A 23,273-nucleotide genomic window follows, 5' to 3' on the forward strand; every position below is an offset into this window, starting at 1 on the left:
TCGAATCCAGAAGGCCGCAGGGCTTGGCGCCGCACTTGTCGTGTGTCCCTCAGGATAATGCCGCGTTTGCAGCAATCACTTCTAAGCTGGACAAGCACTTGCAGGGCGAAAAGGAGCGTTATACGACAAGCCATCGCAACAAAAAACGCAATATGGCAGGTCGTCTGACGAGTAGTTACACCTCAGGAGAGATCCCCAATGCTTAGAGAATTCGAGCTCATTACGTCCGTGCCAGTCCCCTCGAGGTCCGGCATCACCCACCTTTACACGTCGACGAACCTGGCGGACGCTTTTGCGATTCGGCTCCCTGCGGGCACATCCAGCAATCCAGACTTGCTGGCTCGATTCATCTTTTCCCACCAGCCATTCTGGGTCGGATGGCTCCTGAAAGTCCGCGACACTATCGTTGCGTCTTTTGGTCTCAAGACAACCAAGCACTTGGCCTCACTTGCTCATCGGGTTGGCGCCTTCAAGGTCTACAGCACGGACCAGACCGAAATCGTGTTGGGAGAGGACGACAAGCACCTCGATTTCCGGATATCGGTTCTATGCGCTGGAGAGGCAGAACCAGAAGGCAGTCACCAACTCGTTCTTTCAACCGTGGTCCAGTGCCACAACCGTCTAGGCCGCACCTACCTCTTCGTCATTGCCCCCTTTCACCGCTTGGTGGTTAAGGCCACCCTCCTCCGTGCAGCGCGAGTCGGTTGGCCTCTGGCTACCCGCCTCTGAGTGGCCGCAGCTAAAGACTCCGCAGGATCACCAGCGCCTGTTGGATCTGGGCGAGGGTGATGTGCCGGCTCACTGAGGCACGCACGAAGTGCGTGACGCCCAGGTCCTTGAGCAGCAAAGGGGTATGGGCGGCTGTGCCCGCCCATAGGTTGAGCCCCAGCTCGCGGGCCTGGCGGACAAATGCCTGGGCCGGCATGTTGTGCGGCACGAAAGAAACAATCCCGGTCTGTTCGAACTGGTCACACATAAGCGTTAACTGCGGCAGACGCCGCAACTCCTGCACCAACAGCGCATAGGGCTCCGTGCTCACTTGCCCGCCGCCCACCTGCACGTACTCCTGCAACGCTGTGTGCAACCCCACCAGCGCCGAAAAGCTCTTTTCAGCGATCTCCAGCACCCGCGCGCCGGACAGGTCCACCCGGTTGACCTGGCCATCCGTGCTGGCGGCGTGCAAATCGGCAAAATTCAGCTGCAACTGGCCAAGCAGGCGCGGCGACACGTAGGCAATCCCACTGCCACGGGGCCCGCAGAGAAACTTGCGGCCCGCGCCCGTCAATAGATCACAGCGGATGTCGCGCACATCCAGCGGCAACTGCCCCAACGACTGGCACGCATCCACCACATACAACGCGTTCGAGCCTTTGAGCAGTCTACCCAGCGCTTCCACTGGATTGATCACCCCACAGCACGAGGGCAGGTGCGAAACGCTGACGAGAAACACGTCCTCGTCCAAATGCCGCTGCACCCATTCCAGGTCGAGCGGGCTGGTGGCCGTGGTCGGGATCACTTCGACGCGGATCTCACGCGATTGCTTGAGGTAGTTGAAGAAGATCAGGTTCGCCGCGTATTCCGAGGTCGACACCCAAACCCGCTTACCTCGGGGGAATTGCAGTTTGCTGAGAATGCTGGTCCAGGCTTCGGTGGCACTGCTGAAAAAGCCAATCTGCGAAGGCTGTGCATTCAACAGCCCGGCCGTCACCCGATACAGGTCGACGTTGAGCAATTCTTCGTAGGCCAGTTCGGTCTCATAGCTGCCCATTTGCGCTTCAATGGCGGTAAAACGCTGGATCGCATTCAGAGTGGCCGACGACATAAGGCCCGCACCGGCAGTGTTCAGATGTACTCCATTCATTTCACGCTTCCTTGTTCCACAAGACAGTCGACGCTTTCATCACCCCCACCGCCACCGCGAACAATAGCAATACCGTGCCCGCCAGCAGCCACGGGGAAGGCAGGGATGGCTGCGACACCAGCATGAACGCCAGCGACGGCGTGAGCATCACGCCGATATTGACGCCCGCCGAGTAGTAGCCGAGGTTGCGGTCCACGGTATGACGGCTGGAGATACTGCTGACGTAGTGGGTGATGCCCGGAAACACGATCATCTCCCCCAGGCTCCAGAACACCGTGGCCACCAGCAACACTGCGCCGATATGGCTGAAGCCCATCAGGAAGAACCCCACGCCGGCCACCAGGAAACCGGCCACCAGCGACCGGCTGCTCGAAAGGTGCGACATACGCTGGTTGATCGGCACTTCGAACACGATCACCAACAGTGCATTGACGAAAAAAATGAGACCGACGTAGTACGCCGGCAATTCGGTGTAATTGATGATGTAGGCCGACAGGAAGGTCGGTGGCAGCGCATAGGCAATGTGCACCGGCAATGCGGCCAGTAAAATCACCAGCAAGCGCGAGCGCTCGTGTGGTGCGCTCTCCGGCAACCCACTGCCCTTGCTGACGACGGCAGCCCCTTGGGCGACTGGCACCGCACGCCCGAACCACAGGCAGGCAACGAAGGCCACCAGGGACAACGCCGCGTTGATGTAGAACACCGCGTCGGCGTTACTCAGGAAAATCAGGCTGCCCAGCAGTGGCCCGATCGCCATGCCGATATTGATCGCCAGGCGGTTGCAAGAGAACGCCACTTTGCGCGACTCACTGCTGCTATGGCTGACGGTTTCGGAGAACGTCGCGGGGGTGAATGCCTCATAACAGGCGCCCCACAGAAACGACAGCACAAACAGCACGGCGGGGTTATCCACCGATGGAATGATCAGCAGCAGCAGCGCGTTGAGCAGCAACGAACCGAGGATCACCCGATTGGCGGAACACCGCTTGATCACTCCGCCGATGATCAAGTCGACAAACAACGCCCCTGCGCCATAGACACCCACCAGCAAGCCTGCGGTGCCCGCCGATACGGCGTGCTGATGAATCAGGTACGCCGCATAGAAAGGGAACGCCATGGTGCCCATCCGGAACACCAGGGTGATCAGGAACAGCAACTGCAAGCGAGCGTTGAGCCCGCGTACCGCGCGATAAGTGCCCATATTCAGCGGATCACATAGACGGTGTCTTTGTGCTGGCGGATCTGCTCGTAATCCCGGTCAATATCGCGCTGGCTCTCCGATACCAGGAACACCCGCAGCGGACTGCTGAGCAGGTCCACGGTCCTTTTCATCAGCTTGCCAGCCTTGTATTTGACACTCAGCTTATGCACCGACCGCAGCCCCTCAATCAGGTGAATGGCCGCTTCATTGAATCCGGTCACCTCACCTTGCAGCGTGGTGTCGGTGTTGATGACACAGGCTTCCTTGAGCTTGAGGTAGCGCTTGCCGGCGTAGTTTGCCTTGAACGCCTCACTGTCGCAGTACGCCAGATAGGTAAGGTGCGCCTGGTTGCCGCCCAGGCTGATGTCATGGAATTTGGGTTCCATGTTGCCGTTCAAGCGAGCACCGACTTCCACCAGAGCGGGGCCGGCTTCGGTGAGGATCACTTCCGAATGGGCCGGGCCGTTATTGATACCCAACGCCTTGAGTACCGGCACGATGTAGTCCACCAGCACATCGGCTTCGGCACTGTCCGGGGCAATCAGCACGTCGCGGTCGTAGATGTTCTTGCCGCCGCTGATTTCGCGCTTCACATAGCGCCAGATCCCGCAGACGTAGGTCTGCCCATCACGGCTGACGGTATCGACGATGTACTCGGGGCCTTTGAGGTAGGACTGGCAAAGAATCTCGGTATTGGCCAAGCCGAAGATATCCAGGTTAGACACCACTTCCTCACAAGCACGCTTGACGTCCTCGACGTTATGGCAGATCGAAACCCCGTCGGTCGAGGCTGAGCTCAGCGGCTTGATCACGCAGGGAAACACTTGACCGGCCTCTACCCAGGCCAGCAGCTCGGCGGGGTCCGACGATTTGATCTGCCGTGCAGTCAACAGGCCCGCGGCAGCGACTTTTTTGATCATTTCAAACTTGTCGCGGCGAGCGCGTGAGCCAGCGCTGCCGTTGGAGGTGGACAATTGCAACTGTTCACTCAAGTAGTCGGCAAAGGGCACGCCAGGCTCCTGGCCGGCAATGACGGCGACTACGTTGAATTCACGCAGACGTCGCACGATGTCTTCGGCATTGTCGTTGAAGGCCAAATTGTGCTCGAACTCCGACAGGTTCGGCCCGAGCATGCTCGGCATCAACTCGGGGGTGCTCTGTACATGGATCAGGCTGAAACCGGCATCCCGGAAATATTGCGGCAGGAAATTACCGCTCGAGTAGACATCCACCAACGCGACGTACTGCTTCATAAGAATGTCCTTTTCAGTAATGAGTGGCGGTTTCAGAGGCCCGTGGCGAAGCCACGTCATCCAGCGCCAGGAAAATGTTCTGCGGAAACTCAGCCACACGGTGCAGCAGATGCAAGTACCAGTTGATGCCATACACCGCCGATACCCGGGCCCTGACCTGGCCTTGGTCTTTTACCGCCTTGATCAGTTCAGGGCGCACGCCGTGGAGCATCTCCAGCTCGCCGCGGTTGGCGATGTGGCTGGTGAGGATTTCTTCAATCAGCAACGGGTCCTGGGTCGCGAAAGCAAACTGCCCACGGCCGCCATTGATCCGGTCCAGCAGCCCCAGGTAACGCTCGTTGAGGGCCTCACCACGGGGCAAAGCAATCGCGGCAGGCTCAGCGTAGACGCCTTTGACCAGACGCACTTTGCAGCCGGTTTCCAGGACCGCCCCCAGATCATCCGGGGTTCGGTTCAACTGCGCCTGCAGGGTGACCCCCACGTTGGGGAAGCGCCCGCTCAGTTGCAGGAAGATATCGAGGATCGAATCCGTCCATTGGGAGCGCTCCATACTGATGATCACACCGACATTCTTGTCGGCCGCATGGGTCAGGATCTTCGAGCAGTTCTCGATCGCCAGTTCCCGGGAAATGATAGTGCCGACGTTAGACAGGTCGAACCCCAGTTGAGGTGGTTCGCCGAGCTCGGGATGCTGCCCGATCAAGTCGATCAGCTTCAGGTATTCCTCGGTTGCAGTGGTCACTTCGGCCAACGTCGTCGCTTCCTCGCCGACGAACTCGACACCCGTGCGATAGCCTTTTCCCAACAGGGCAGCCAGCTTGTCGAGCATCTCCAGGCGGTCTTCGGAAATGATGTAGCGAAGGGCTGCGGGACGCAGGAAATCACGCAGCGTCTCGCTGGCCAGGAACAAGTCACGATAGGTCTTGTTCGCCGCCAGTTTCTTCAGGGCCAGGGTAGCCAGCAAGCTGTTATGAGTCGTGTTCATGGCGTTAAACCCCTGAAGCCTGGTTGAGCATGCGACGTGCGAAACTCGAATCGTCGCCCTGATTGACAATCTTGTGGGCGCGGAACTTGGCCGCGTAACTGAGCAGGGTTTCTTTATGGCGGCTATTGCGGTCGCGAGTAAAAATACCGGCCCACATGTTGTCCCAGCGCGCGTACTCAGGGTGTGACATCAGCAGCTTATGTGCCTTGCGCATATTCCAATGGGGTATCGACGGGTGCAGGTGGTGCACAAGGTGATAGTTATCGTCATGGCGACCAAAAAAGAAGTTTTCCAGCGCGTTGCCTTTACGGTTACGGGTCAGCAGGAGCTTGTCGGTCTCTGCGGCAGGCAGCGGATAATGCTCGGCGAGTTCGATGATCCAGCCTACGGCTACGGCGGTGGTGAATAGCGGTACCAGCCAGAACAGCACCAGTTCAGCGACCACGCCAAACCACACGCTCACCGCCAAAATGACCGTCCAGTAGGCCCACATCACCCAGCGTTCATTGCGGATGCGCGGGTCCTGGCCCTGGACCCGGTCCTTGACCACGTACTTGATGTACTGAAGGGTCCTGTAGCCGGACAGCGCCATCACCACGTTTTTCAAGAAAAACTCATGCTCGCTCTGTTGCAAGTCGTACAGGCCGCATTTGAGATGAAAATTGTAGTCAGGGTCTTTTTCCGGATGCCCCAAGTGCACATGGTGGTTCTTGATGTGCGATGTGCTGTAGGACTGATACAGGTGGAAAACCAGGTAGCCCGAGAGAAATGTACCGGCGAAATCGTTGATCGCACGGTTTTTCGCCAAGACCTTGTGGGTTGACTCGTGTAGCACGTTCGTCAGGGCACGTTGGGTGGTACCGATCAGAAATAGCGAAAGCGGATAGAACCAGTAGCTGACACCCAGGGACAGGTAGATGGCAAAGACGATGATTGCGTAGTCCTTACCCAGCGCTATGGCCCAGTGATAGTTATCTTTCTTGCACAGATGCTTGAGCATCCCGAAGGTTTCTCGGGAAATACCCGCAGCGTATTCGCCAACAGGCTCTTTGTTTTTATCGACCAGCATAATCACTCCATAATTAAGCGGCACGCTGCAACACCAGGCTCATTGCTGGGCGAAGGTTTTTTCAGGTGTTGCGGCTATTGTTTTTTGGCCTGAGCTAGTCTCATCGGCTGCAAAAAAACTAAAGCACCGCTTGATCGCGAACAAGCTGCCCTTTTAGACAGGTAGGGCCAAATCACGCGCGCGCGCACGCCAGCCGGTGAAAATTCACCGGCTGGCGTGGCATTGGCAGATGGGAGTGCCGGCTGATCAGGCCTGTTCGCGGATGTAGCCCAGTTGCAAGGCTTTGCGAATTGCGGACTTTCCGTTGGTGACGTCCAACTTGCTGAAGATATTCTTCATATGGAACTTGACGGTGCGCGGGCTCATTGAAACCAAGAGCGCTATTTCGTTATAGGTCTTGCCCAGGCTGGTCCAGGACAACACCTCCGTTTCCCGAGGCGTGAGTACAGTTTCCGGTAAAACCGGGGCGCGCACGGCTACGTCGCTTTCCAAGGCCTCGTCGTAGACCGAGACCAGCAGCATCTGCAGCTCACTTTTGTTAGCCAGTACTCTCTCGCGAAACTGCTGGTGTTCGCCGAAGCTGCACAGGTTGAGGATGGAATAAAAACCCCGATTGCCATGCACGATAAAACTGGCTCCCTCACCGACGGGTGCACAGGGCCCCGGCACCGGGACCGCTTCTGCTGCGGGCGCGAGGATGTTTTCATCGCTCCAGAAAAACGGTTTTATGCGGCGCTTGGACAACGACAGCAATTGACCGCGTTGGTAGAAGTCATCCGCAGAGTCACCGCGGTCCAGCGCATCGGGATAATTGGTGATGATTTCCGCTTCATCCAGCGTCGGCCCACACTGATACACCTCGAAATGCCCAAGGCCGCGTCTGCTCAGTTCGGCATCGAGTAATTGGTGCACGTCGACGGACTGCATGGGCACGTTGTTATTGGTTGGACAATCGCTTTGCATGAATCTCATCCCTGATAAGTGACAACGACGGTGGCTAGCGAGCTGGCGGAGACGCTTAATCCTGAAGCGCCTCATCAGAGTCGACCCGGGCTATAGGAAATTTCCCGAATCAAAGGCAAGAATAGAACATGCCCTACCAGCCTTGTCCAGTGCTCCGACAAGGAGCCTACAGTGGTCAGGCAAGGCCCGTTCTGGTCCCCTTCTGGCGGGAGACCACAGGCACAGCATGAGGTTGATGCCCAAGCCGGTTCAGATCTCGGCCCAAGTGGCTGAAGCTGGACTGAAACTCAGCTCGCTGCGCAAAAACTTGAGCAACCGAGACCGGCTCGCTAATAACAATCATCGCTCACATCCTTTCGTGGCCACCTCTGGCACTTGTGTCACAGGAGAAGGTGGCGAGCATCCTGATGCACAGTCGGCTGAGTATTATCGAGTCGAGCTGAATGGTGGCTTCTGGCCGATTTCTGCCTTCCACGACCGGCTGAAACCGACCCTAAACGGACGGTCGCCCTGGTCTGTGTTCAGATTCATCAAACCGGCCGCTCACCCAACCGCTCTACCAACCTCACAAGATAACCATCGGGATCCTGGACGATGAATTCGCGCTGGCCTACTTCTACATTGCTAGCCCGATACCAGGTGTCTTTGCATTCTCGATAGAGTTGAAATCCAGCCTGGCCAAGTTTTTGGATGATTGGTACTACGGCCATAACGTCAATCTGCAGGTTTATTCCTCTTCCAAACGGCTTGGTAAGGGGAGCAGTCAGCCATTGGCCTGCGTCCGGATCAACCTGCTCAAGCATTACTTGAGCACCGTTCAAGTCGAGGTAAGCGAATCCAACCTCTGGGCGTTGATAAGCTACTTCGAACCCTAGGCAAGACACCCAAAAAGCCAGACTGCTATTCAGGTCAGTGACCATTAACTCTGGAACCAGTTTGTTACGTTCAAACATGAGATGACTTCCATTTCAATAGGCTCATTCGCCAGGGGCGGGCAGTGTAAATACCTGATTCGCGATAACAGTGTTCTGCTCTTCTGGCACTGGTGCCACAGGAGATGATGGCGAGCATCATGATGCACGGTCGGGTGAGTATTATCGAGTCGCGTTGAATGGCAGCTCTTGGCCGGTTTCTGCCTGCCACGACCGGCTGAAATCGACCCGAAGCGGGCACTCGAAACACGGCATCAATCTGCGCTTCCATGGCAAGTCGCAATGCGAGTGATTGTGAAGTTCGGACGGCGTTCCGCTGATCTGCAGCCCCCCAATCCGCTTCCGGAACTTTCCCATAAATCGATGTCAATTTGATAGCGTTTCGCGACGCTCATTGAAACAGGATCAACCAGCGCCAGGCTGTTTCCTGGAGAGCCCAAGGAAGTGTGAAATGAAACTGATTCTTGCCATAATGTTGATGTTCAGCGGTTACGCGTTTGCCGGTTGCGGCAATATTGATGATCATGACCAGCGCGCCTATTGCAATGCTAGGGAGAGTGGCAGCAGTTGCGGCAACATCGATAATAACGATTTGCGTGCGGCATGTAATGCGGAGAAGGGGAGCAGTTCCTGCGAAAACATCGGTGATCATGACCAGCGCGCCTATTGCAATGCCAAGAAGAGCGGCAGCAGTTGTGGCAACATCGATAATCATGACTTGCGTGCGCGGTGCAACGCCGAGACGGGCAGTAGTTCATGCGGCAACATTGATGACAACGATCAGCGCGCCTACTGCAATGCCACTACAGGCAGCAGTAGTTGTGGGAATATCGGCAATCATGATCTGCGCGAACAGTGTGAATCCGTGAAGCGCTGATTGGTACACAACCAGTGGACCTTTACCGCATATCAGGTGGGTATCCCAGCCCCCCAATGCAAGTCACTTTAGGAGTGGGCTGCGTAAGCTGAGCGGGTACGGTTGACAAAGATCAATGCCGTCGATGAAGCCAATTGATACCAGGCACATCGACAAGGAACCCGTGCCTCGGCAGATCTGTGGGGCCGCTTTTGGCCGATAGCCGTCGCCCGCGAAAGGAGCACAACGGTCCTTGCACCATCATGAAAACTCCTACACAAACCTCGGAAACCCTCACCTTCCCCCGCCGTTCTGATGAGGCCTATAGTCCATCTCGTCGCCCAAAATGGCGATTCGGGTTTGGCGACCTGATCGAATCGGAATGCATCAACCTTTGATTTGATCGGAGTTTCATCTATGGAAAGATACATGCCCCTCACCGGAATCGACCTGATCCCGGCCTCCCTGCTTATCGACACCCAAGCCCCACTCGACGTCCTGCAAGCCATGGCTGACTACCGCATTCGTACGGTCACGCAGGTGCTGGAAAACATCGCCTTTCGCGCCGAACTCGGTTGCGACACGGTGGTTTTGAAGGACTTTTCTCAACTGCTGGCCATTCCGTTACGCGACGGCTGCGACTTGATGGACGTGATCGGTCGACGCTTGCGAGCGCAGGCGAAGGAGTAAATGAAAACGGGCGCTTATTCAGGCGCCCGTTTTGTATTGCGGTGGTTATCTGCGTACCTTCACCGGCCTTACATCACGCCCGGCAATCGATGAGCTTTCACGGCTAATCAAAGTCGGCGCCTGGTGGAAAGCCGAACGCCTAAATCCCGGTTCGTCACGCCCGGCCTGCCGGCTTGGTTTGCTCAAGATATTTTTCCGGATTTGCATCAACGGTTTCAGTGATGGGAATGAATGAAAACGGGCGCCATGAAGGAAGGCGCCCGTTTTGTTTATGGTTGATGACTGCGGTTTTGGTAGCTTGCGACACCCTCCTCCGGCAGCACGATAGACTCATTACACACCTAAATACTTGAACAACCACAACCCGCCCATCCCCACCGCCAGCGTCAGCAGCGTATTACGAGTCTGCCAAGCCACCCACGCCGCTAAAATGGCGGCGGGTATCTGCGGTTATTCAGTACGAATTCCCCCTGCCCGTTGGGGTACACCACGGCGGGCAGTACAAGGGCCGCCAGCACACTCGCCGGTACGTAAAGCAAGGCCCGGCTCAGCACTGACGGGATGCGCAGCCGGCCATACAGTTCGACAAAGGAAAGGCGCATCGCGAACGTTCCCAAACCGACCGCCAGGAACATCCCCCACATCGCTAGATCACTCATGGTGTCTCCCTCTCGATGTCTGGTGTCAGCGCATCGCTCAATGGGCGCTTGCGAATGCTCTCGATCACCAGGCCCGCGATGACACCGCCGATGGACGCGGTGACCAGTCCAAGGTTGTAGGGCATGTTCACCGCCACCACGGCGAGCAACCCGCCGACCGAGGCGGCGGCCAGGGTTGCCGCGCTACGGAGGCCGGGCACCAGCAGCGCCAGAAACGAAAGCGGTATAGCAAAGCCCAATGACCAGGTCTCGGGGATGCCTGCGCCCAGGTAGATGCCGGCCAATACCGACACATTCCAGGTCAGCCACATGCCAGCGGCGGTGCCGGCATAGTAGTAGTGGGCGAATTGACCCAGTTCGCCAGAGGAAAGCTTGAGACTGAACAGTGCGTAGGACTGGTCAGAAAGCATGTAGGACAGCGGCCAGGTCCAGCGCCGTGGCAAGTGGTGCAGATCGGGGGCGAGTGACGCGCTGTACATGATGAAGCGCAAGTTGATGACCAGGGCCGTCACCACAATCGCCAGCGGCACCACGCCCGTATGGAGCAGTTGCAGGGCAACCATCTGCGCGGACCCCGAGTAGAACAGCAGCGTCATGCCCATGGTCGTGCCGGGTGACAGGCCCATGTTGATCGCCATGACCCCCGTCAACAAACCGAAAGGAATGACACCGGGACTCAATGGAATGAGCGCCCGGACACCTTGCATGAACGCTTCCCTTCCTGATTGGTACGGCATTTCGTCTCCTTGATGTTGTGTTCACGCCACCCGTTTGATCGACCGTTGACTGGCCCGTGGCTCGCAGCCCTTCGTGCGGTAGAGTGTGGACCCGCAGCCCGATGGGCAGAACCGACTTTTTTTTCGCGAAAACAGGTAGTTTTTGTTATGGCTAAAAGCTCCCAGCCTGATCAGGCCCTGCTCTCAATGCCGTCGTTCAAGGCGATGCGATCCTTCGTGGCCGCCGCCAAGTACCGGAACTTTACCCGAGCCGCCGAGGCATTGTGCGTCACCCAAGCGGCGATCAGCCGGCAGATTCGCGAACTTGAACTGTACTTGGGGACGGAGTTATTCACCCGCACCGGGCGGGAAGTCAGGCTGACGGCGTCGGGCACGGCACTCTTCGATGCGGCACAACTGTCGCTGCTCAACATCTTTCAAGCCACCGAAAGAATCCGCCGCGAAAAAAACGATAAGCGCACCCTGACCCTTTGCTGCTCACCCGCCTTGTCGGCGCTCTGGCTGTCCCACCGACTGAAAGACTTCTTCAGCGCCCATCCCGATGTCGATTTGAATGTCATCACCACCCAGCATTTTCTGGTGATGGAGCCCGGGATCAATCCGGATATCTTCATCACCAAGAACAGCGATCTGCGCCCCGGCTATCTGCGAATTCCCTTGTTTCATGAAGTCGTTTATCCCGTGTGCACGCCGCGTTATCTGGAGGCGCATCCGGAATTGAGCACCCTTGAGGGCATGCGCAACAGTGTGCTGCTGGACCTGAACCCTTATGGCCGCTCCCAGCTGTCAGAACAGGTCGACTGGAATGTGTGGTTCGCTTTCCAGTCCCAGGACCTGCAGATCCCGGCCTCGGAAAGCCCGCACTATTTCAGCAGCAACGACTACAGCCTGCTCGTGCAAATGGCGCTGGATGATCAAGGCATCGCCTTGGGCTGGGATCATTTGGTGAGGCATCTGGTACAGCAAGGGCGCCTGGTTCGGCCGCTGCCGGAGGAGATTACGCTCAGGGAATCCGTGCAGTATTTGATGATCAACGAGAAGAAGGCGGAGGACCCGGCGTGTGGGCGTTTGAAGGATTGGCTGGTGGCTGAGTTCAAGTGACGTCAATCGCGAGCGTCCCCTTTTCGCTGCCGATCAGCTAAGGATTTGAACACCGCTATCCCTGTGGGAGCGAGCCTGCTCGCGATAGCGGTCTCACATTCAACACATACCTTTTCTGCCAGTCGGCTATCGCGAGCAAGCTCGCTCCTACAGGTTCGGCGTTTTAACTGACTGGCATTCCCGCTTTGGGTCGCGTACTTACGCTTGCCGGACAATATCGACCGAGATCTCCACCGCCTCAACCGTGCCTCTGTTCTCAAGCCAGTGTGTGGTGTTTCTGTCCTCGGGCCAGCCCACGCCCGGTCCATAATCCGTGGCGATTCCATTTCGATGGTCAGTGATCGTTCCTTGCAGAATGTAGACGGTGCCGGGCCTGTCGATATGGTTGTGAATCGGCCCGAAGACGCCTCCGGGCTCGATGGTCACCCTGCGCATCCTGAGTTGGCGCCCTGCCATCCCCTCGATCTCAGGCCCCAGGTCAATCGTGGCAAGTAAGGTCACCGTAACGCCTTTCGTCTCAGGTGCCGCCTGTTCGTTGCTCATTACACGCGCCCCTCTGTCTATACAGCGCCTAACTAGAAGTAGAGACCCTAAAAGGCCTGATCAGTCGGGAGGCGACAAAGGGTTGAGTGCCGCCCTTCGCGACAGGGTGTTATCGGCCAGAAGCGGTCATTGGGAGGCGCCGGGAAAACGAGTTGAGCATCTGAAAGGACTGTGAGGCCAACGCGCCGACTGATATCTTTCCCGCGCTCAAAATCGCGTCCAATCAACGCTGATCCCATCAAGGAAGATACGAACAATGAAAATATTATTCATCGTGACGCTAGGCATTTTAGCGCTGATTCAAACATCACTGTCCTTCGCGGATAAGGCTAATGGAAAAAATCTCTATCTACAGCGATGCAGCATGTGCCACGGAGTGGATCTCAAAGCAACAGGACCACTGGCCAATAAAAGCAATCCACCCACACCTGATCTAACAACGTTCGCTTTCAAAAAACGATTAGTTGATTATCCGGGCGTGATTGTATCTTCGATAATACTTCGCCCAAATGGAGACTTGATTCCAAGAACCTTGCGTGAGAATGGTGTAAAGCTACCGCCGCACGCATGGAGCATTAACGATCTGCGCGATTTAAATCAATACATGGGCGGTGTGATTTCACAAACCCGATGATATTGAAAGTGCTGGTCCTGTGCTGTCGTTTGGGAAAGGAGAATAAACCTGCCCCTTCCCCTCCATTTTCCTCCGATCAATTCCGCTCGGCTTGCAGCAGGCTTAGCATGAAGATGTCCTTAGCGATCATTAGCGCGGGCTCTTAATCGCCGTGCTGCTGGCAGAGGAATTCGCGTATCGCTTCGGCGGTTCGCCTGGCGCTGGTCACCACGAAAAAATGCCCCTCGCCCTGCAGGACGTGCAGTTTCGCACGGCGAATGGTGCGGTGCAGAATGTGCGCGTTATACAGCCGCACCAGGGTGTCGCGTTCGCCAGTGAGAATCAGCGTGCGCTGGCGCAGGCGAAACAGCCGCAGCAGGTTGGTCCAGCCGACCAAGGCGGTGAGCTGATGGTAGTAGGTCCGCGGGTTGGCCGTGAGCATCCCGTTTACTACACCGAAGCGCAGCAGAGTCTGTATCGAATTTCGCGAGCCTTCTTGCTTGGGCCGTTTGGCGGTTTTGCTCCTGCCAAAGAAATCCAGGATGTCGGCGGGCTTCACCAGTAGCGCCGGGCCGGCCGAGGTCGCCGCGAGGATCAGCCGGCGCACCCTGCGCGGGTAGCGCAGGGCGAATTCTTGCGCCAATGCACCGCCCCAACTCACGCCGAACACATCGATCTGGTCGATTCCCAATTGCTTGAGCATCTCGGCGATCAGGTCGGCATGGTGCGGCAGGCGCATCGGCCATCGGGGCATTTGCGATTTGCCGACCCCGGGCACATCCAGCGTAATGGTCGTGTAGTCCACCAGTTCATCACGCAGGGGATCGAAGGTATGGATCAAACCACCCAGGCCGTTGAGCAAGAGCAACGGTGAGCCCTGCCCGCGGATGGAAACGTTCAACTGCAAGCCTTTAACGGTTAACTTCTGCGTGGTCATGGTTTCCCCCTTGGCCTACCCGACACTTCTGGCCGATAGCCGAAAGCCCTCTCAAACCCGCCCGATCACCGGCGCATGCCCGGCCATCAATTCCATTACCCAGTCGATAAATACCCGCACCTTGGCGCTGACATGACGATTCGGCGGGAAGGCCAGATACATCGGCATTGGCGCCATGTGCCAGTCCTCAAACAGCGGCAGCAGCTCGCCGTTGACCAGGTGCGGTTTGGCCATGTACTGCGGTAACCAGAGCATGCCCAGACCCGCCAGGCCGGCGGCGAGGTACGCATTGCCGTCGTCGACCGTCAGTTGCGGGCGGCCCTGAGCCTCGATGCGCTCCTCATCCCGCTGCATGGCGTAAGGCAAGGTTTTGCCTGTACGAAACCAGAGGAAACCGACGGTACTGTGCCTGCTTTCCTCCAGCTCACGGGGGTGCGCCGGAGTACCGCAGCGCTGCAGATAGCCAGGCGCGGCATAAATGCCGAGTTTCAAATCACCGACATGTCTTGCCACCAGGGACTGATCGGTGATCTCGCCGCCACGCACCACGCAGTCGACGTTTTCGCCAATGATGTCGACCATGCGATCGCTCACACCCAGGGTCAGCTGGATTTCCGGGTAGCGTGAAAAGAACCCCGGCAAGGCGGGTATCAGCAGCATTCGCGCCAGCGGACTGGGTACATCCACCCGCAGCCGCCCGCGCGGTGTCATCGACGCGCTGGACAAGCTGGTCTCGGCGTCGTCCATATCGACCAGAAGCCGGATGACGCGATCGTAGTAGGCCGCGCCATCGGCGGTGACGTTGACCTTGCGTGTGGTGCGGTTGAGCAGGCGCACGCGCAGTCTCGCTTCCAGTTGCTGAACGAGCTGCGTCACGGTGGTCTTGCTCATGTGCAAGGTGGCTGCCGCCTTGGTGAAGCTGCCGGTTTCCACCACTCGGGCAAAGGCCTGCATTGCATCGAAACGGTCCATTTCACGCCTCACTCGGGTCTGGATAGTTTGGATTCTACAAACAGTGATGACCAGAGTTGCCCGTTTATTCAGGTCGATGGCTTTTTTACAGTGGCTCCATCATCAACAGCGGGCCGCAATGGCCCCGAAGGAAGTATGTAATGACCAGCAAACGTGATGTCGTTTTCCCGCCCGACCGCCATGCACTGTACGAGCTCCACCGCTACTCGCCGGCAATTCGCTCCAACGGTTTTCTGTTCGTCTCCGGTCAGGTCGGCAGCCGCAAGGATGGCTCGGCCGAGCCGGACCTCGCGGCGCAGGTTCGCCTGGCCTTCGCCAACCTCAACGCGATCCTGGCCGAGGCTGGCAGTCGTTTCGAGGATGTGGTCGACACGACCATCTTCATGGTCGACCCCGACTCGACATTCGAAACCATCTGGGAAGTAGCGGCCGAGTACTGGGGCGAAGCGCCCTACCCGACGGCGACCGCTATCGGCGTGACTTGGCTGTCCGGCTTCGACTTCGAGATCAAGGTGATCGCCAAATTACCGCAGTAGCGCCGGCCAAACCCCTCCTCCGACCGCCAAAGGAACCATTTTTTTTCCTGGAGTGCCCCCTTTACTCTCGGTCGGTTTCTGCCTGATGTCACCGTTTGCTTCTGGACGTTTTCTGCTTGTCTTGACCGGCAGAAACGGCCAGAAGGAGACGCTTGCTGCCATTTCCCGCCCAGTGCCCCCAAGCAGGAAACCCACACAGTCATTTCAACGGGTCATGCATGATCAATGTTTTCGGCTCCAGATAAGCGCTCATCCCCCACTTGCCCATTTCGCGCCCCAGACCTGAATGCTTGAAGCCGCCAAAGGGAGCACGCGGTTCGTGGACAAGGGTGTTGATGAGCACACGTCCCGAATCGATCTGCCGGGCGATATTCAAACAGCGCTCGGGACTCTTGCCCAGCACCAGGGCGCTCAGCCCATAGTCCGTGTCGTTGGCAATACTGATCGCATCAGCGTCATCGTCGTAGGGAATGATCGTCAGCACGGGGCCGAAGATTTCCTCGCGCGCGATGCGCATCCGGTTGTTGGCATTGGTGAAAATCGTGGGCTTCACGAACCATCCGACGTGCAAGCCTTCCGGGCGATCCTCGCCACCCGCCAGCAACCTCGCACCTTCTTCCTGGCCAATACGAATGTAGTGCTGTACCCGTTCCCATTGTTTCTGGCTCACCATCGGGCCGATGTCAGTGTCTGCGTTGCGCGGATCGCCCGATTGGATCTGAGAGACACCCTGCTCCGCCACCCTCTCGAACTCTGCTAGCCGCCTGCGCGGCACAAGGATGCGAGTGCCCGCGACGCATGCCTGGCCGCTGTTTAGAAATCCGGCCTGCAGGACCAAGGGCATTACCGCCTGGAAGTCCGCATCGTCAAGCACCACGGTGGGCGACTTGCCGCCCAGTTCGAGCGTCACGCGCTTCAGGGTGTTCGCGCCGGTTTTAACCAGATGCTGCCCGACTGCGGACGACCCTGTGAACGAGATTTTGGCAACGTCGGGATGGCGGGCGATTTCTTCGCCAACCACATCGCCTCGTCCGTTGACGACATTGAATACACCCGGTGGCAGCCCCGCTTCGTGCAACGCCCTGACCACGACCTGCGTCTGCAATGCGCTCATCTCGCTGGGCTTGATAACGGCGGTGCAACCTGTCGCCAGCGCGGTGGCCAGTTTGTTGCAGATGAAACCCGCATTGCTGTTCCAGGGCGTGATCAGACCGGCAACGCCCACGGGCGTCAGAATGACCCTGGCCATGCCGACCTGTTCCTCGAAATCGAACGTCTGTAATGCATCGATCGCTTGCGCAATCACATCAGCCGGATAAGTCGCCATCCAGCGCCCGCGGACCACAGGTGCGCCGTATTCCACAAGAATGGCTTCCAGCAACTCCTCCTCCCTCGCCGCCACGGCCTGGTGCATGCGGCGCAGTGCCGCGATGCGCTCCTCCCGACTGGTACGAGACCAGGCCGGGAAAGCAGCCTTGGCGGCCGCAATGGCACGCTGTGCGTCCAGTGCGTCGCCCAGCCGAACCTGACCGAAGATTTGCTCGGTGCTCGGGTTGTGCAGGTCGAACCATTCCTGACCGTTCGGGGTAACAAATTCGCCGTTGACGTAGATGTGTTCAATGCGCTGCATGGCGCCTCCTCGTTCAATATGACTCGCCTGACACGAGCCTGTGTGCAACGAGTCTATGAGGGACTTATTGTTCCGATAAGCTATCCTTTTGCGTATGAAGCATCCGTATTTTCAGGACAATCCATGCACAGAACAGGTATGACCGAGCTGGAAGTGGTGCTGGCCGTCGCGCGCCGCAGCAGTTTTCGGGGTGCGGCACAGGAATTGGGCATGTCCACCACCGCCGTGAGCAGCGCGGTGGCCGGCCTGGAAGCGCGCCTGAAGGTGCGCCTGTTCAATCGCTCCACGCGCAGTGTTGCCCTCACCGACATCGGGCAACGTTATGTGGAGCGCATCGCGCCTGCCTTGGAGCAGATCAAAAGTGCCGGCGAAGAAGCCAGCGTCGGCCCCGACGAACCCAGCGGCACCCTGCGCATCAATGCCCCACATGGCGCGGCCTACTTGTTACTGGAGCCGCTGTTCAACCAGTACGCACAGCACCATCCCAAGGTGCGAATCGACATCGTCAGCGATTCAAACAGGGTCGACATCGTTGCCGGAGGCTTCGACGCAGGGATTCGTCTGGCAGAGTCGGTACCACATGACATGATTGCCGTGAGGCTGTCAGATGACATCCGAATGCTGGTGGTGGCGACGCCCGAGTATCTCGAACGCCATGGTACGCCCGAGCATCCGCGAAACCTGCTCAGCCACCAGAGCATCGGCATGCGCATGGCCCACGGCGGCCTCTACCAGTGGGAACTGGAGCGAGACGGTGAGAAGTTGCAGATGGATCTGCCGGTGCGCTTTATTTTCAACGAGATGCTGGCGATCAAACAGGCCGTGGTGATGGGCCTTGGCATCGGTTTCATTTCCGAGTGGTTCATACAGGAAGAACTGGCCAGCGGCGCCCTGGTGCCGGTGCTGATACCGTGGTGCCCGTCGTTTGGCGGTTTGAGGCTTTACTACTCGGGCCATCGCTTCGTGCCGGCGCGATTACGCGCATTGATTGATCTGGCGCACGCGTTGCGGCCCACGGTGGTTTGAGCATGTCGCTATGGACCGTTTTCGACCAGAAGCAGTCTCTGGACAGACTAGTGGCTAATAGGTAGCGTCGGCCTTCTGTACTGATCTTTACCGCGGCTGGGCATGGCATCATCAATGTCGCGTTTTTCTCAGGGCTAAGTCGCGTTTAAACGAGAAGGTGATGCCGCGAGAGAGTAGTCAGGCGTATTAGTTGGAGGAGTTGCGATGACAACAATCGATGTGAAATCCCGATTTGAAGCAAAGCTTCTTCGTCCGGCAAAGCCGGGTAATGATGCGTCGTGGGCGTTCGTAGTACTGCCAAGAGACGCGAGTGAACAGCTTCCGAGGCGAGGAAGGACGACAGTTGAAGGCACAATCAATGGGCACCTTTTCCAGGCGACCCTTGAGCCGGATGGTCAACTGAGCCATTGGCTGCAGGTCAGTAGAGAGTTACTCGAAGCCGCAGGCGTGTCTGTTGGGGATGTCGTTACACTAGAGCTAAGCCCTGTGAAGAAAGAACCCGAGCCTGACATCCCAGCCGATTTTCAGGAGGCTCTGGAAGCCACTCCTGACGCTCGTAAAGTTTGGAATAATACGACAACCATCGCACGAGTAGACTGGATACATTGGATTACTTCAGCCAAGCAACTTAAGACGCGCGCAAAACGAATTAGTGACGCTTGCGATATGCTTGCATCCGGCAAGAAGCAGGTTTGCTGTTTCGACCAATCCGGTTACTACAGCAAGGCCTTCCGTGCGCCCGAGGGATAAATTCTTTAAATGGAATATTCCGTGGAATGCGCCTGACAATGCGTTGAAATCGTTCGCTTCGTTCAGCGAGAGCGCTAAAGCCAGCCTCCAGTTTAATTGTTATGAATATCTGCAAAGGGTTGTGGCCCTTCGCGACGGGCAGGCACTTGCACCAGTCGCTTTGTGCCTCACTTGCCCGTGGTCGACGGCGATCAGTTGATCGGGATGCTGTCCATTGGCGATATCGTCAAGGCCATGATTGCCGAGCAGGACCAACTGATCGAGCAACTGGAGCAGTACATTCGCGGTCACTGATCACGCCTTCATGTCTTTCAATGCCGTCATGAGTTCGCTGTAAAACCACCTCAGCGCGGTGGACTGATCGCTGCGTGCATGCCAGTGCAGGTTCACATGGAACGACGGGACCTTGAACGGTAGCTCCAGCACCTTCAATGGACCGGTCAGCGGGTGGCGGCAAAAGCTTTTGGCAATGTGCGACGGCAACACCGTCAGCAGCTGCGTGCCGGGAAGGATGCTCGGCAGCACGGAAAAGTGCGGCAGGCGCAGGCGCACGCGGCGTTTGATGTTCAGGGTCTTGAGCACATGCGCGACCATGTTGTGCCCCGATGTGCTGTTGACCAGTACGTGGGGCTCAGCAACGAATTGCTCCATGCTCAGTGAATCCCCCACCCTCGGATGATCCGCCGCCAGCAGGCACACATAGTGCTCCAGCAGCACCGGATGGTGGGTGATGCCCGCCCCCACCAGCACCCGACTGCAGATTATCGCATCGACATGCCCCTCGTTGAGCCACTGCGTCGCCAGTTCGACGTTCAGCGAGATCACCTCCAGCTCGATGTGTGGCGCCACCCGGTTTAAATGCGCCAGAACCCTGGGCAGGAAATCCACCTCACCCATGTCCGACAGCGCCAGGCGAAAGTTGCGCGTGGAACTGGCGGGATCGAATTTGCGCGCTTGGGCGATCGCTGAATCAACGTTCTGCGCCACCTCCTTGAAGCTCGCGTACAGCGCGTTGGCCAACCGCGTGGGCTGCATGCCGTTGCGATTGCGGATGAACAGCGGGTCATCGAACTGCTCGCGCAATTTGCCCAGCGCGTAGCTGATTGAAGGCTGCGTGACGTGCAAGCGTTCGGCGGTCGCAGTGACACTGCCGGTCTCGTGCAGGGCCACGAACATGGGGATCAGGTTCAAATCAAAGGTGCTCATCAGCCACTCCCGACCTCTATAAAGACCATCTATGTCGCCATCATCAAATATTGATTGGTTGCATGAAAGGATAATTTCTAGACTGGGCCGACCATGCCTCCGGATCGCCGGCGCCGTAGGCCCTGGTTCGAGCGCAAATGCGTGAAATACAACAACAAGAGATATTCCTATGGCTACTCATGACGCACTAGAAGTCGCTGAAACCGCGCCCATGAACCGCTTCCACTTCGGATTGCTGTTCTGGTGTTCCTTCATCATGTTGTTCGATGGATATGACCTGGTCATCTACGGTTCAGTGGTGCCTCACCTCATGGAGCAGTGGCAGTTGCCAGCGGTGCAGGCCGGCTGGATGGGCAGCGCCGCGCTGTTCGGGATGATGTTCGGCGCCCTGACGCTGGGGCCGCTGGCCGACCGGTTCGGCCGTCGCCGGGTGATCCTGGTGGCCATTGCGCTGGGCAGTCTGACAGCTTTCGCCAACGCCTTTGCCTGGGACGCCTGGAGCTTTGCGGTGCTGCGCTTCATCACCGGGATCGGGTTGGGTGGCACTATTCCCAACATCGTCGCGCTGATCAATGACATGGCGCCCAAGGCCCGGCGCAACATCATGACCACAGTGATGCTTGGCTGCTACTCGCTGGGTGCGCTGCTGTCGGCACTGGTGGCGCTGCTGGTGCTGTCGCGTTTCGGTTGGGAATCGACCTTTATCATCGCCGGGTTGCCGCTGTTGACGCTGCCGTGGATGTACCGCTTCCTGCCCGAATCCCTGCCTTACCTGGTGGTGCGTGACAAGGTGGCCGCAACGGCGTTGTTGCGTCGGATTCAGCCTGGGCTCGATGTCGACAAACTGCGCTGGCCGTCCCTGGATACCCAGCGGGTTTCCGCGCCTGTTTCCGGTCTGTTCACTGAGGGCCGCGCCCTAGGCACCCTGATGCTGTGGATTGGCTTCGGCATGTGTCTGCTGATGGTTTATGGCCTCAATACCTGGCTGCCGAAGATCATGGTGGCGGGTGGTTATCCACTGGTGTCGGGCCTGATGTTCCTGATCACCATGAACCTGGGTTCGATCATCGGCGCATTGGGCGGCGGCTGGCTGGCGGATCGCTGGGGCACCAAGCCGACACTGATGATGTGCCTGACACTGGCGGTGGTGTCGCTGATCATTCTGGGGATCAAGCCCGGCCCGGTGTTGTTGAACATCATGCTGATGCTGGCCGGCGCCGCGACCATCGGCAGCCTGTCGGTAATCCACGCGTTCGCCGCGCAGCAATACCCCACCGACATTCGCGCCACGGGCATCAGTTGGTGCTCCGCCGTTGGCCGCATGGGCGGCATCGCCGGCCCAGCCCTGGGTGGTCTGATGCTGAGCCTGAACCTGTCGCTGCAACTGAACTTCATCCTCTGCGCCGTCCCCGGCATGATCGCCCTGCTGGCCGTCGCGGCCGTCACCCAACGCCGCGCCAGAGTGCCCGCTGTGGTGCAGTTGCATGACATGAACGCTTGACACACCCCGCCACATCGCCTGACCGCCAACGCCCGCCGAGTGCTCACTCGGCGGGCATTGGCATTCTCCCCTCCCTTTCACCGCGACCGTCTGTGGACGCTGTGAGCTGCCGAGAGAAACGAGGCTGCGATCTTTTCGAGGCCACTTGAGTCTCCAGCAAAAGATCAAAAGATCCCAGCCTGCGGCAGCTCCTATAGAGACTTGGGCACATTCCATGGACAGTGTTCATCTGGCACACCTTCTTCGCGGCAAAAAAAAGCGCCGGGCCATGGTTCCAGTGAGACCGGAAACTGACACCCGACGCAAAAACCAAAACCGATTACACGATGCCCTAGAACAGCACAGCCACCCGCACAAACCCGGTGTAGTCGAACTTGTACCCACCCCTCACCTCAAGGTCACGGTTGAGCTCGGTATAGAGCTGCACATTCTTTCTCACCCAATACCCGACTCCGGCGCGGGCGCGCAGATAATCGATACGGCGACCGGTCTCGGTGCCTTCGACGCTGGACTCTCCACCCCAGGTACGCGCCACGCCGAGCGAGGTCGTCACGTTGTTGTCGAAGGTGTAGCTCAGCCACGGCTGGAAGTTATAGGTAGGGTCCTGCTTGAGTGTGCGGTTGGCGGCGCCGTAGTGGTCGTTGTCGCCATACCAGGTCACGTCCTGATTGAGCTCCAGCCGCCACGGCCCCCAGCTCTCTGCATACCCGAGCGAGAGCGCGTGGGCATAGCGATTGTTGCCCATGTTCAACGAATGATTGTTCGCGTATGAGCCGGTGGGAAGCGCCATGAACCCGGTGATCGAGAAGTAGCGTTTAAGTTTGGGGTCGTCGATGACCCAGGCCGTCACGGCCATGTAGGAGTCGCCCAGACCACTTTCATGGCGAATCTTGGTGCCGTTGAATTTCAGGTCCTGGCTGCCGAAGGGCAAGCCGAACTGAAGTTGCACCCGGTGCTCGGCCACTTCGAACATGTGGAACAGGCGCACCAGCCCGGTTTTGGTCTTCAGCTCAGTGCCCTTGCTGACGGCCTTGCCCTGCACCGGTTGAAACTCATCGGCCGTGCCGCCCCCCAGGTACAGCATGGCCAGATTGCTGCCGGTGGGGATGGGTATATAGGCGCCTGGCGAGGCATCAACCGCATTGGCACCACCGCAATACAGACTCAATGCGGAAGTGGAAACTACAAACGTGGCGCGCAGGGAAGCCCTGCGCGCATATTGATAAGCGCTCATCTGGATACCTATTTGTTT

23 protein-coding genes and 2 pseudogenes are annotated in these 23,273 nt (G+C 58.0%); 10 read left to right on the top strand and 15 right to left on the bottom strand.

All coding sequences use genetic code 11. The features are described 5' to 3' along the window. Window positions 1-198 precede the first annotated feature (198 nt). Window positions 199-729 (top strand): DUF2867 domain-containing protein, encoded by a 531-nt coding sequence (locus tag ACIPL2_RS29355; RefSeq protein WP_401362609.1) that lies wholly within the window; start codon window positions 199-201, stop codon window positions 727-729. A gap of 10 nt (window positions 730-739) precedes the next feature. Here the strand turns inward: ACIPL2_RS29355 and ACIPL2_RS29360 are convergent, their stop codons facing one another. The 7 genes from ACIPL2_RS29360 to ACIPL2_RS29390 all read right to left on the bottom strand — a co-directional run bounded on the left by ACIPL2_RS29360 (window position 740) and on the right by ACIPL2_RS29390 (window position 8,285). Beyond that, window positions 740-1,861, bottom strand: a complete 1,122-nt coding sequence (locus ACIPL2_RS29360; protein WP_401362611.1) for an aminotransferase class V-fold PLP-dependent enzyme — start codon at window positions 1,859-1,861, stop codon at window positions 740-742. A 1-nt stretch (window position 1,862) separates the two neighbouring features. Continuing rightward, on the bottom strand, window positions 1,863-3,062 hold the full coding sequence (locus tag ACIPL2_RS29365) for an MFS transporter (protein ID WP_401362614.1): 1,200 nt from the start codon (window positions 3,060-3,062) through the stop codon (window positions 1,863-1,865). A gap of 2 nt (window positions 3,063-3,064) precedes the next feature. Continuing rightward, window positions 3,065-4,315, bottom strand: coding sequence for an ATP-grasp domain-containing protein (locus ACIPL2_RS29370; RefSeq protein ID WP_401362617.1), 1,251 nt, complete (start codon window positions 4,313-4,315; stop codon window positions 3,065-3,067). 13 nt (window positions 4,316-4,328) lie between these two features. Further along, on the bottom strand, window positions 4,329-5,300 hold the full coding sequence (locus tag ACIPL2_RS29375; protein ID WP_401362619.1) for a proline dehydrogenase family protein: 972 nt from the start codon (window positions 5,298-5,300) through the stop codon (window positions 4,329-4,331). A 4-nt stretch (window positions 5,301-5,304) separates the two neighbouring features. After that, window positions 5,305-6,369 carry a fatty acid desaturase gene (locus tag ACIPL2_RS29380; RefSeq protein WP_401362622.1) on the bottom strand — a complete coding sequence of 355 codons (1,065 nt, stop codon included), beginning with the start codon at window positions 6,367-6,369 and terminating at the stop codon, window positions 5,305-5,307. 246 nt (window positions 6,370-6,615) lie between these two features. Beyond that, window positions 6,616-7,332: a helix-turn-helix transcriptional regulator gene (locus tag ACIPL2_RS29385; RefSeq protein WP_401362625.1), complete on the bottom strand. Its 717-nt coding sequence runs from the start codon at window positions 7,330-7,332 to the stop codon at window positions 6,616-6,618. Between the two features lie 530 nt (window positions 7,333-7,862). Then, on the bottom strand, window positions 7,863-8,285 hold the full coding sequence (locus tag ACIPL2_RS29390; RefSeq protein ID WP_401362628.1) for a bleomycin resistance protein: 423 nt from the start codon (window positions 8,283-8,285) through the stop codon (window positions 7,863-7,865). Between the two features lie 430 nt (window positions 8,286-8,715). On the opposite strand from ACIPL2_RS29390, the gene ACIPL2_RS29395 reads away from it, so the two are divergent. Beyond that, window positions 8,716-9,141, top strand: coding sequence for a hypothetical protein (locus ACIPL2_RS29395; protein ID WP_401362630.1), 426 nt, complete (start codon window positions 8,716-8,718; stop codon window positions 9,139-9,141). A 396-nt stretch (window positions 9,142-9,537) separates the two neighbouring features. After that, entirely contained in the window at window positions 9,538-9,810 is a 273-nt protein-coding gene (locus ACIPL2_RS29400; protein WP_207266103.1) for a hypothetical protein, read from the top strand. A gap of 333 nt (window positions 9,811-10,143) precedes the next feature. On the opposite strand, the pseudogene ACIPL2_RS29405 reads toward ACIPL2_RS29400, so the two are convergent. Beyond that, window positions 10,144-10,469 (bottom strand): annotated as a pseudogene (locus ACIPL2_RS29405) (AzlD domain-containing protein). Continuing rightward, window positions 10,466-11,206, bottom strand: coding sequence for an AzlC family ABC transporter permease (locus ACIPL2_RS29410; protein WP_401362633.1), 741 nt, complete (start codon window positions 11,204-11,206; stop codon window positions 10,466-10,468). Before ACIPL2_RS29410 ends, ACIPL2_RS29405 begins: the two are co-directional and overlap by 4 nt. A gap of 147 nt (window positions 11,207-11,353) precedes the next feature. On the opposite strand from ACIPL2_RS29410, the gene ACIPL2_RS29415 reads away from it, so the two are divergent. Continuing rightward, window positions 11,354-12,307 (top strand): LysR substrate-binding domain-containing protein, encoded by a 954-nt coding sequence (locus ACIPL2_RS29415; RefSeq protein WP_401362636.1) that lies wholly within the window; start codon window positions 11,354-11,356, stop codon window positions 12,305-12,307. A gap of 198 nt (window positions 12,308-12,505) precedes the next feature. Here ACIPL2_RS29415 and ACIPL2_RS29420 read toward each other — a convergent pair whose 3' ends face one another. After that, window positions 12,506-12,850: a cupin domain-containing protein gene (locus tag ACIPL2_RS29420; RefSeq protein ID WP_401362639.1), complete on the bottom strand. Its 345-nt coding sequence runs from the start codon at window positions 12,848-12,850 to the stop codon at window positions 12,506-12,508. Window positions 12,851-13,106: 256 nt separating this feature from the next. Between ACIPL2_RS29420 and ACIPL2_RS29425 the strand changes: the two genes are divergently transcribed. After that, window positions 13,107-13,484, top strand: a complete 378-nt coding sequence (locus tag ACIPL2_RS29425; RefSeq protein ID WP_401362641.1) for a c-type cytochrome — start codon at window positions 13,107-13,109, stop codon at window positions 13,482-13,484. Between the two features lie 142 nt (window positions 13,485-13,626). On the opposite strand, the gene ACIPL2_RS29430 is transcribed toward ACIPL2_RS29425, so the two are convergent. Both ACIPL2_RS29430 and ACIPL2_RS29435 read right to left on the bottom strand, forming a co-directional pair. Further along, a complete protein-coding gene (locus tag ACIPL2_RS29430) occupies window positions 13,627-14,400 on the bottom strand; it encodes an alpha/beta fold hydrolase (RefSeq protein ID WP_401362644.1) in 774 nt (257 codons plus the stop codon). A 51-nt stretch (window positions 14,401-14,451) separates the two neighbouring features. Next, complete coding sequence (locus ACIPL2_RS29435; protein ID WP_401362647.1) at window positions 14,452-15,372, bottom strand: LysR family transcriptional regulator; 921 nt, start codon at window positions 15,370-15,372, stop codon at window positions 14,452-14,454. Between the two features lie 140 nt (window positions 15,373-15,512). Between ACIPL2_RS29435 and ACIPL2_RS29440 the strand changes: the two genes are divergently transcribed. Next, window positions 15,513-15,908, top strand: coding sequence for a RidA family protein (locus tag ACIPL2_RS29440; RefSeq protein ID WP_401362650.1), 396 nt, complete (start codon window positions 15,513-15,515; stop codon window positions 15,906-15,908). A gap of 199 nt (window positions 15,909-16,107) precedes the next feature. Here ACIPL2_RS29440 and ACIPL2_RS29445 read toward each other — a convergent pair whose 3' ends face one another. Next, the gene (locus ACIPL2_RS29445) at window positions 16,108-17,538 is read right to left on the bottom strand and encodes an aldehyde dehydrogenase family protein (protein WP_401362652.1); all 1,431 of its coding nucleotides are present in this window, start codon (window positions 17,536-17,538) and stop codon (window positions 16,108-16,110) included. Between the two features lie 123 nt (window positions 17,539-17,661). Between ACIPL2_RS29445 and ACIPL2_RS29450 the strand changes: the two genes are divergently transcribed. From ACIPL2_RS29450 to ACIPL2_RS29460, 3 genes and pseudogenes are all read left to right on the top strand, one after another. Then, on the top strand, window positions 17,662-18,564 hold the full coding sequence (locus tag ACIPL2_RS29450; protein ID WP_401362655.1) for a LysR family transcriptional regulator: 903 nt from the start codon (window positions 17,662-17,664) through the stop codon (window positions 18,562-18,564). Window positions 18,565-18,768: 204 nt separating this feature from the next. Then, window positions 18,769-19,314 (top strand): YdeI/OmpD-associated family protein, encoded by a 546-nt coding sequence (locus tag ACIPL2_RS29455; protein ID WP_401362658.1) that lies wholly within the window; start codon window positions 18,769-18,771, stop codon window positions 19,312-19,314. Window positions 19,315-19,464: 150 nt separating this feature from the next. After that, window positions 19,465-19,608, top strand: a pseudogene (locus ACIPL2_RS29460) (CBS domain-containing protein); the annotation flags it as partial. Here ACIPL2_RS29460 and ACIPL2_RS29465 read toward each other — a convergent pair. Beyond that, window positions 19,609-20,520, bottom strand: a complete 912-nt coding sequence (locus ACIPL2_RS29465; protein ID WP_401362661.1) for a LysR family transcriptional regulator — start codon at window positions 20,518-20,520, stop codon at window positions 19,609-19,611. It lies immediately after the preceding pseudogene. A gap of 169 nt (window positions 20,521-20,689) precedes the next feature. On the opposite strand from ACIPL2_RS29465, the gene ACIPL2_RS29470 reads away from it, so the two are divergent. Further along, window positions 20,690-22,021 (top strand): MFS transporter, encoded by a 1,332-nt coding sequence (locus tag ACIPL2_RS29470; RefSeq protein WP_401362664.1) that lies wholly within the window; start codon window positions 20,690-20,692, stop codon window positions 22,019-22,021. Window positions 22,022-22,352: 331 nt separating this feature from the next. Here the strand turns inward: ACIPL2_RS29470 and ACIPL2_RS29475 are convergent, their stop codons facing one another. Then, on the bottom strand, window positions 22,353-23,255 hold the full coding sequence (locus ACIPL2_RS29475) for a transporter (protein WP_401362667.1): 903 nt from the start codon (window positions 23,253-23,255) through the stop codon (window positions 22,353-22,355). Window positions 23,256-23,273 lie beyond the last annotated feature (18 nt).

The sequence above is a fragment of the Pseudomonas sp. NPDC086251 genome (genome assembly GCF_044746405.1).
Classification (GTDB): domain Bacteria; phylum Pseudomonadota; class Gammaproteobacteria; order Pseudomonadales; family Pseudomonadaceae; genus Aquipseudomonas.

Excerpts from the sequence above, each read along its gene's own strand:
- ACIPL2_RS29375 (WP_401362619.1), bottom strand. The coding sequence starts at position 5,300 with ATGAACACGACTCATAACAGCTTGCTGGCTACCCTGGCCCTGAAGAAA.
- ACIPL2_RS29370 (WP_401362617.1), bottom strand. The coding sequence starts at position 4,315 with ATGAAGCAGTACGTCGCGTTGGTGGATGTCTACTCGAGCGGTAATTTC.
- ACIPL2_RS29415 (WP_401362636.1), top strand. The coding sequence starts at position 11,354 with ATGGCTAAAAGCTCCCAGCCTGATCAGGCCCTGCTCTCAATGCCGTCG.
- ACIPL2_RS29470 (WP_401362664.1), top strand. The coding sequence starts at position 20,690 with ATGGCTACTCATGACGCACTAGAAGTCGCTGAAACCGCGCCCATGAAC.
- ACIPL2_RS29440 (WP_401362650.1), top strand. The coding sequence starts at position 15,513 with ATGACCAGCAAACGTGATGTCGTTTTCCCGCCCGACCGCCATGCACTG.
- ACIPL2_RS29435 (WP_401362647.1), bottom strand. The coding sequence starts at position 15,372 with ATGGACCGTTTCGATGCAATGCAGGCCTTTGCCCGAGTGGTGGAAACC.
- ACIPL2_RS29355 (WP_401362609.1), top strand. The coding sequence starts at position 199 with ATGCTTAGAGAATTCGAGCTCATTACGTCCGTGCCAGTCCCCTCGAGG.
- ACIPL2_RS29420 (WP_401362639.1), bottom strand. The coding sequence starts at position 12,850 with ATGAGCAACGAACAGGCGGCACCTGAGACGAAAGGCGTTACGGTGACC.
- ACIPL2_RS29455 (WP_401362658.1), top strand. The coding sequence starts at position 18,769 with ATGACAACAATCGATGTGAAATCCCGATTTGAAGCAAAGCTTCTTCGT.
- ACIPL2_RS29445 (WP_401362652.1), bottom strand. The coding sequence starts at position 17,538 with ATGCAGCGCATTGAACACATCTACGTCAACGGCGAATTTGTTACCCCG.
- ACIPL2_RS29385 (WP_401362625.1), bottom strand. The coding sequence starts at position 7,332 with ATGCAAAGCGATTGTCCAACCAATAACAACGTGCCCATGCAGTCCGTC.
- ACIPL2_RS29390 (WP_401362628.1), bottom strand. The coding sequence starts at position 8,285 with ATGTTTGAACGTAACAAACTGGTTCCAGAGTTAATGGTCACTGACCTG.
- ACIPL2_RS29425 (WP_401362641.1), top strand. The coding sequence starts at position 13,107 with ATGAAAATATTATTCATCGTGACGCTAGGCATTTTAGCGCTGATTCAA.
- ACIPL2_RS29410 (WP_401362633.1), bottom strand. The coding sequence starts at position 11,206 with ATGCCGTACCAATCAGGAAGGGAAGCGTTCATGCAAGGTGTCCGGGCG.
- ACIPL2_RS29395 (WP_401362630.1), top strand. The coding sequence starts at position 8,716 with ATGAAACTGATTCTTGCCATAATGTTGATGTTCAGCGGTTACGCGTTT.
- ACIPL2_RS29475 (WP_401362667.1), bottom strand. The coding sequence starts at position 23,255 with ATGAGCGCTTATCAATATGCGCGCAGGGCTTCCCTGCGCGCCACGTTT.
- ACIPL2_RS29465 (WP_401362661.1), bottom strand. The coding sequence starts at position 20,520 with ATGAGCACCTTTGATTTGAACCTGATCCCCATGTTCGTGGCCCTGCAC.
- ACIPL2_RS29400 (WP_207266103.1), top strand. The coding sequence starts at position 9,538 with ATGGAAAGATACATGCCCCTCACCGGAATCGACCTGATCCCGGCCTCC.
- ACIPL2_RS29360 (WP_401362611.1), bottom strand. The coding sequence starts at position 1,861 with ATGAATGGAGTACATCTGAACACTGCCGGTGCGGGCCTTATGTCGTCG.
- ACIPL2_RS29380 (WP_401362622.1), bottom strand. The coding sequence starts at position 6,369 with ATGCTGGTCGATAAAAACAAAGAGCCTGTTGGCGAATACGCTGCGGGT.
- ACIPL2_RS29365 (WP_401362614.1), bottom strand. The coding sequence starts at position 3,062 with ATGGGCACTTATCGCGCGGTACGCGGGCTCAACGCTCGCTTGCAGTTG.
- ACIPL2_RS29450 (WP_401362655.1), top strand. The coding sequence starts at position 17,662 with ATGCACAGAACAGGTATGACCGAGCTGGAAGTGGTGCTGGCCGTCGCG.
- ACIPL2_RS29430 (WP_401362644.1), bottom strand. The coding sequence starts at position 14,400 with ATGACCACGCAGAAGTTAACCGTTAAAGGCTTGCAGTTGAACGTTTCC.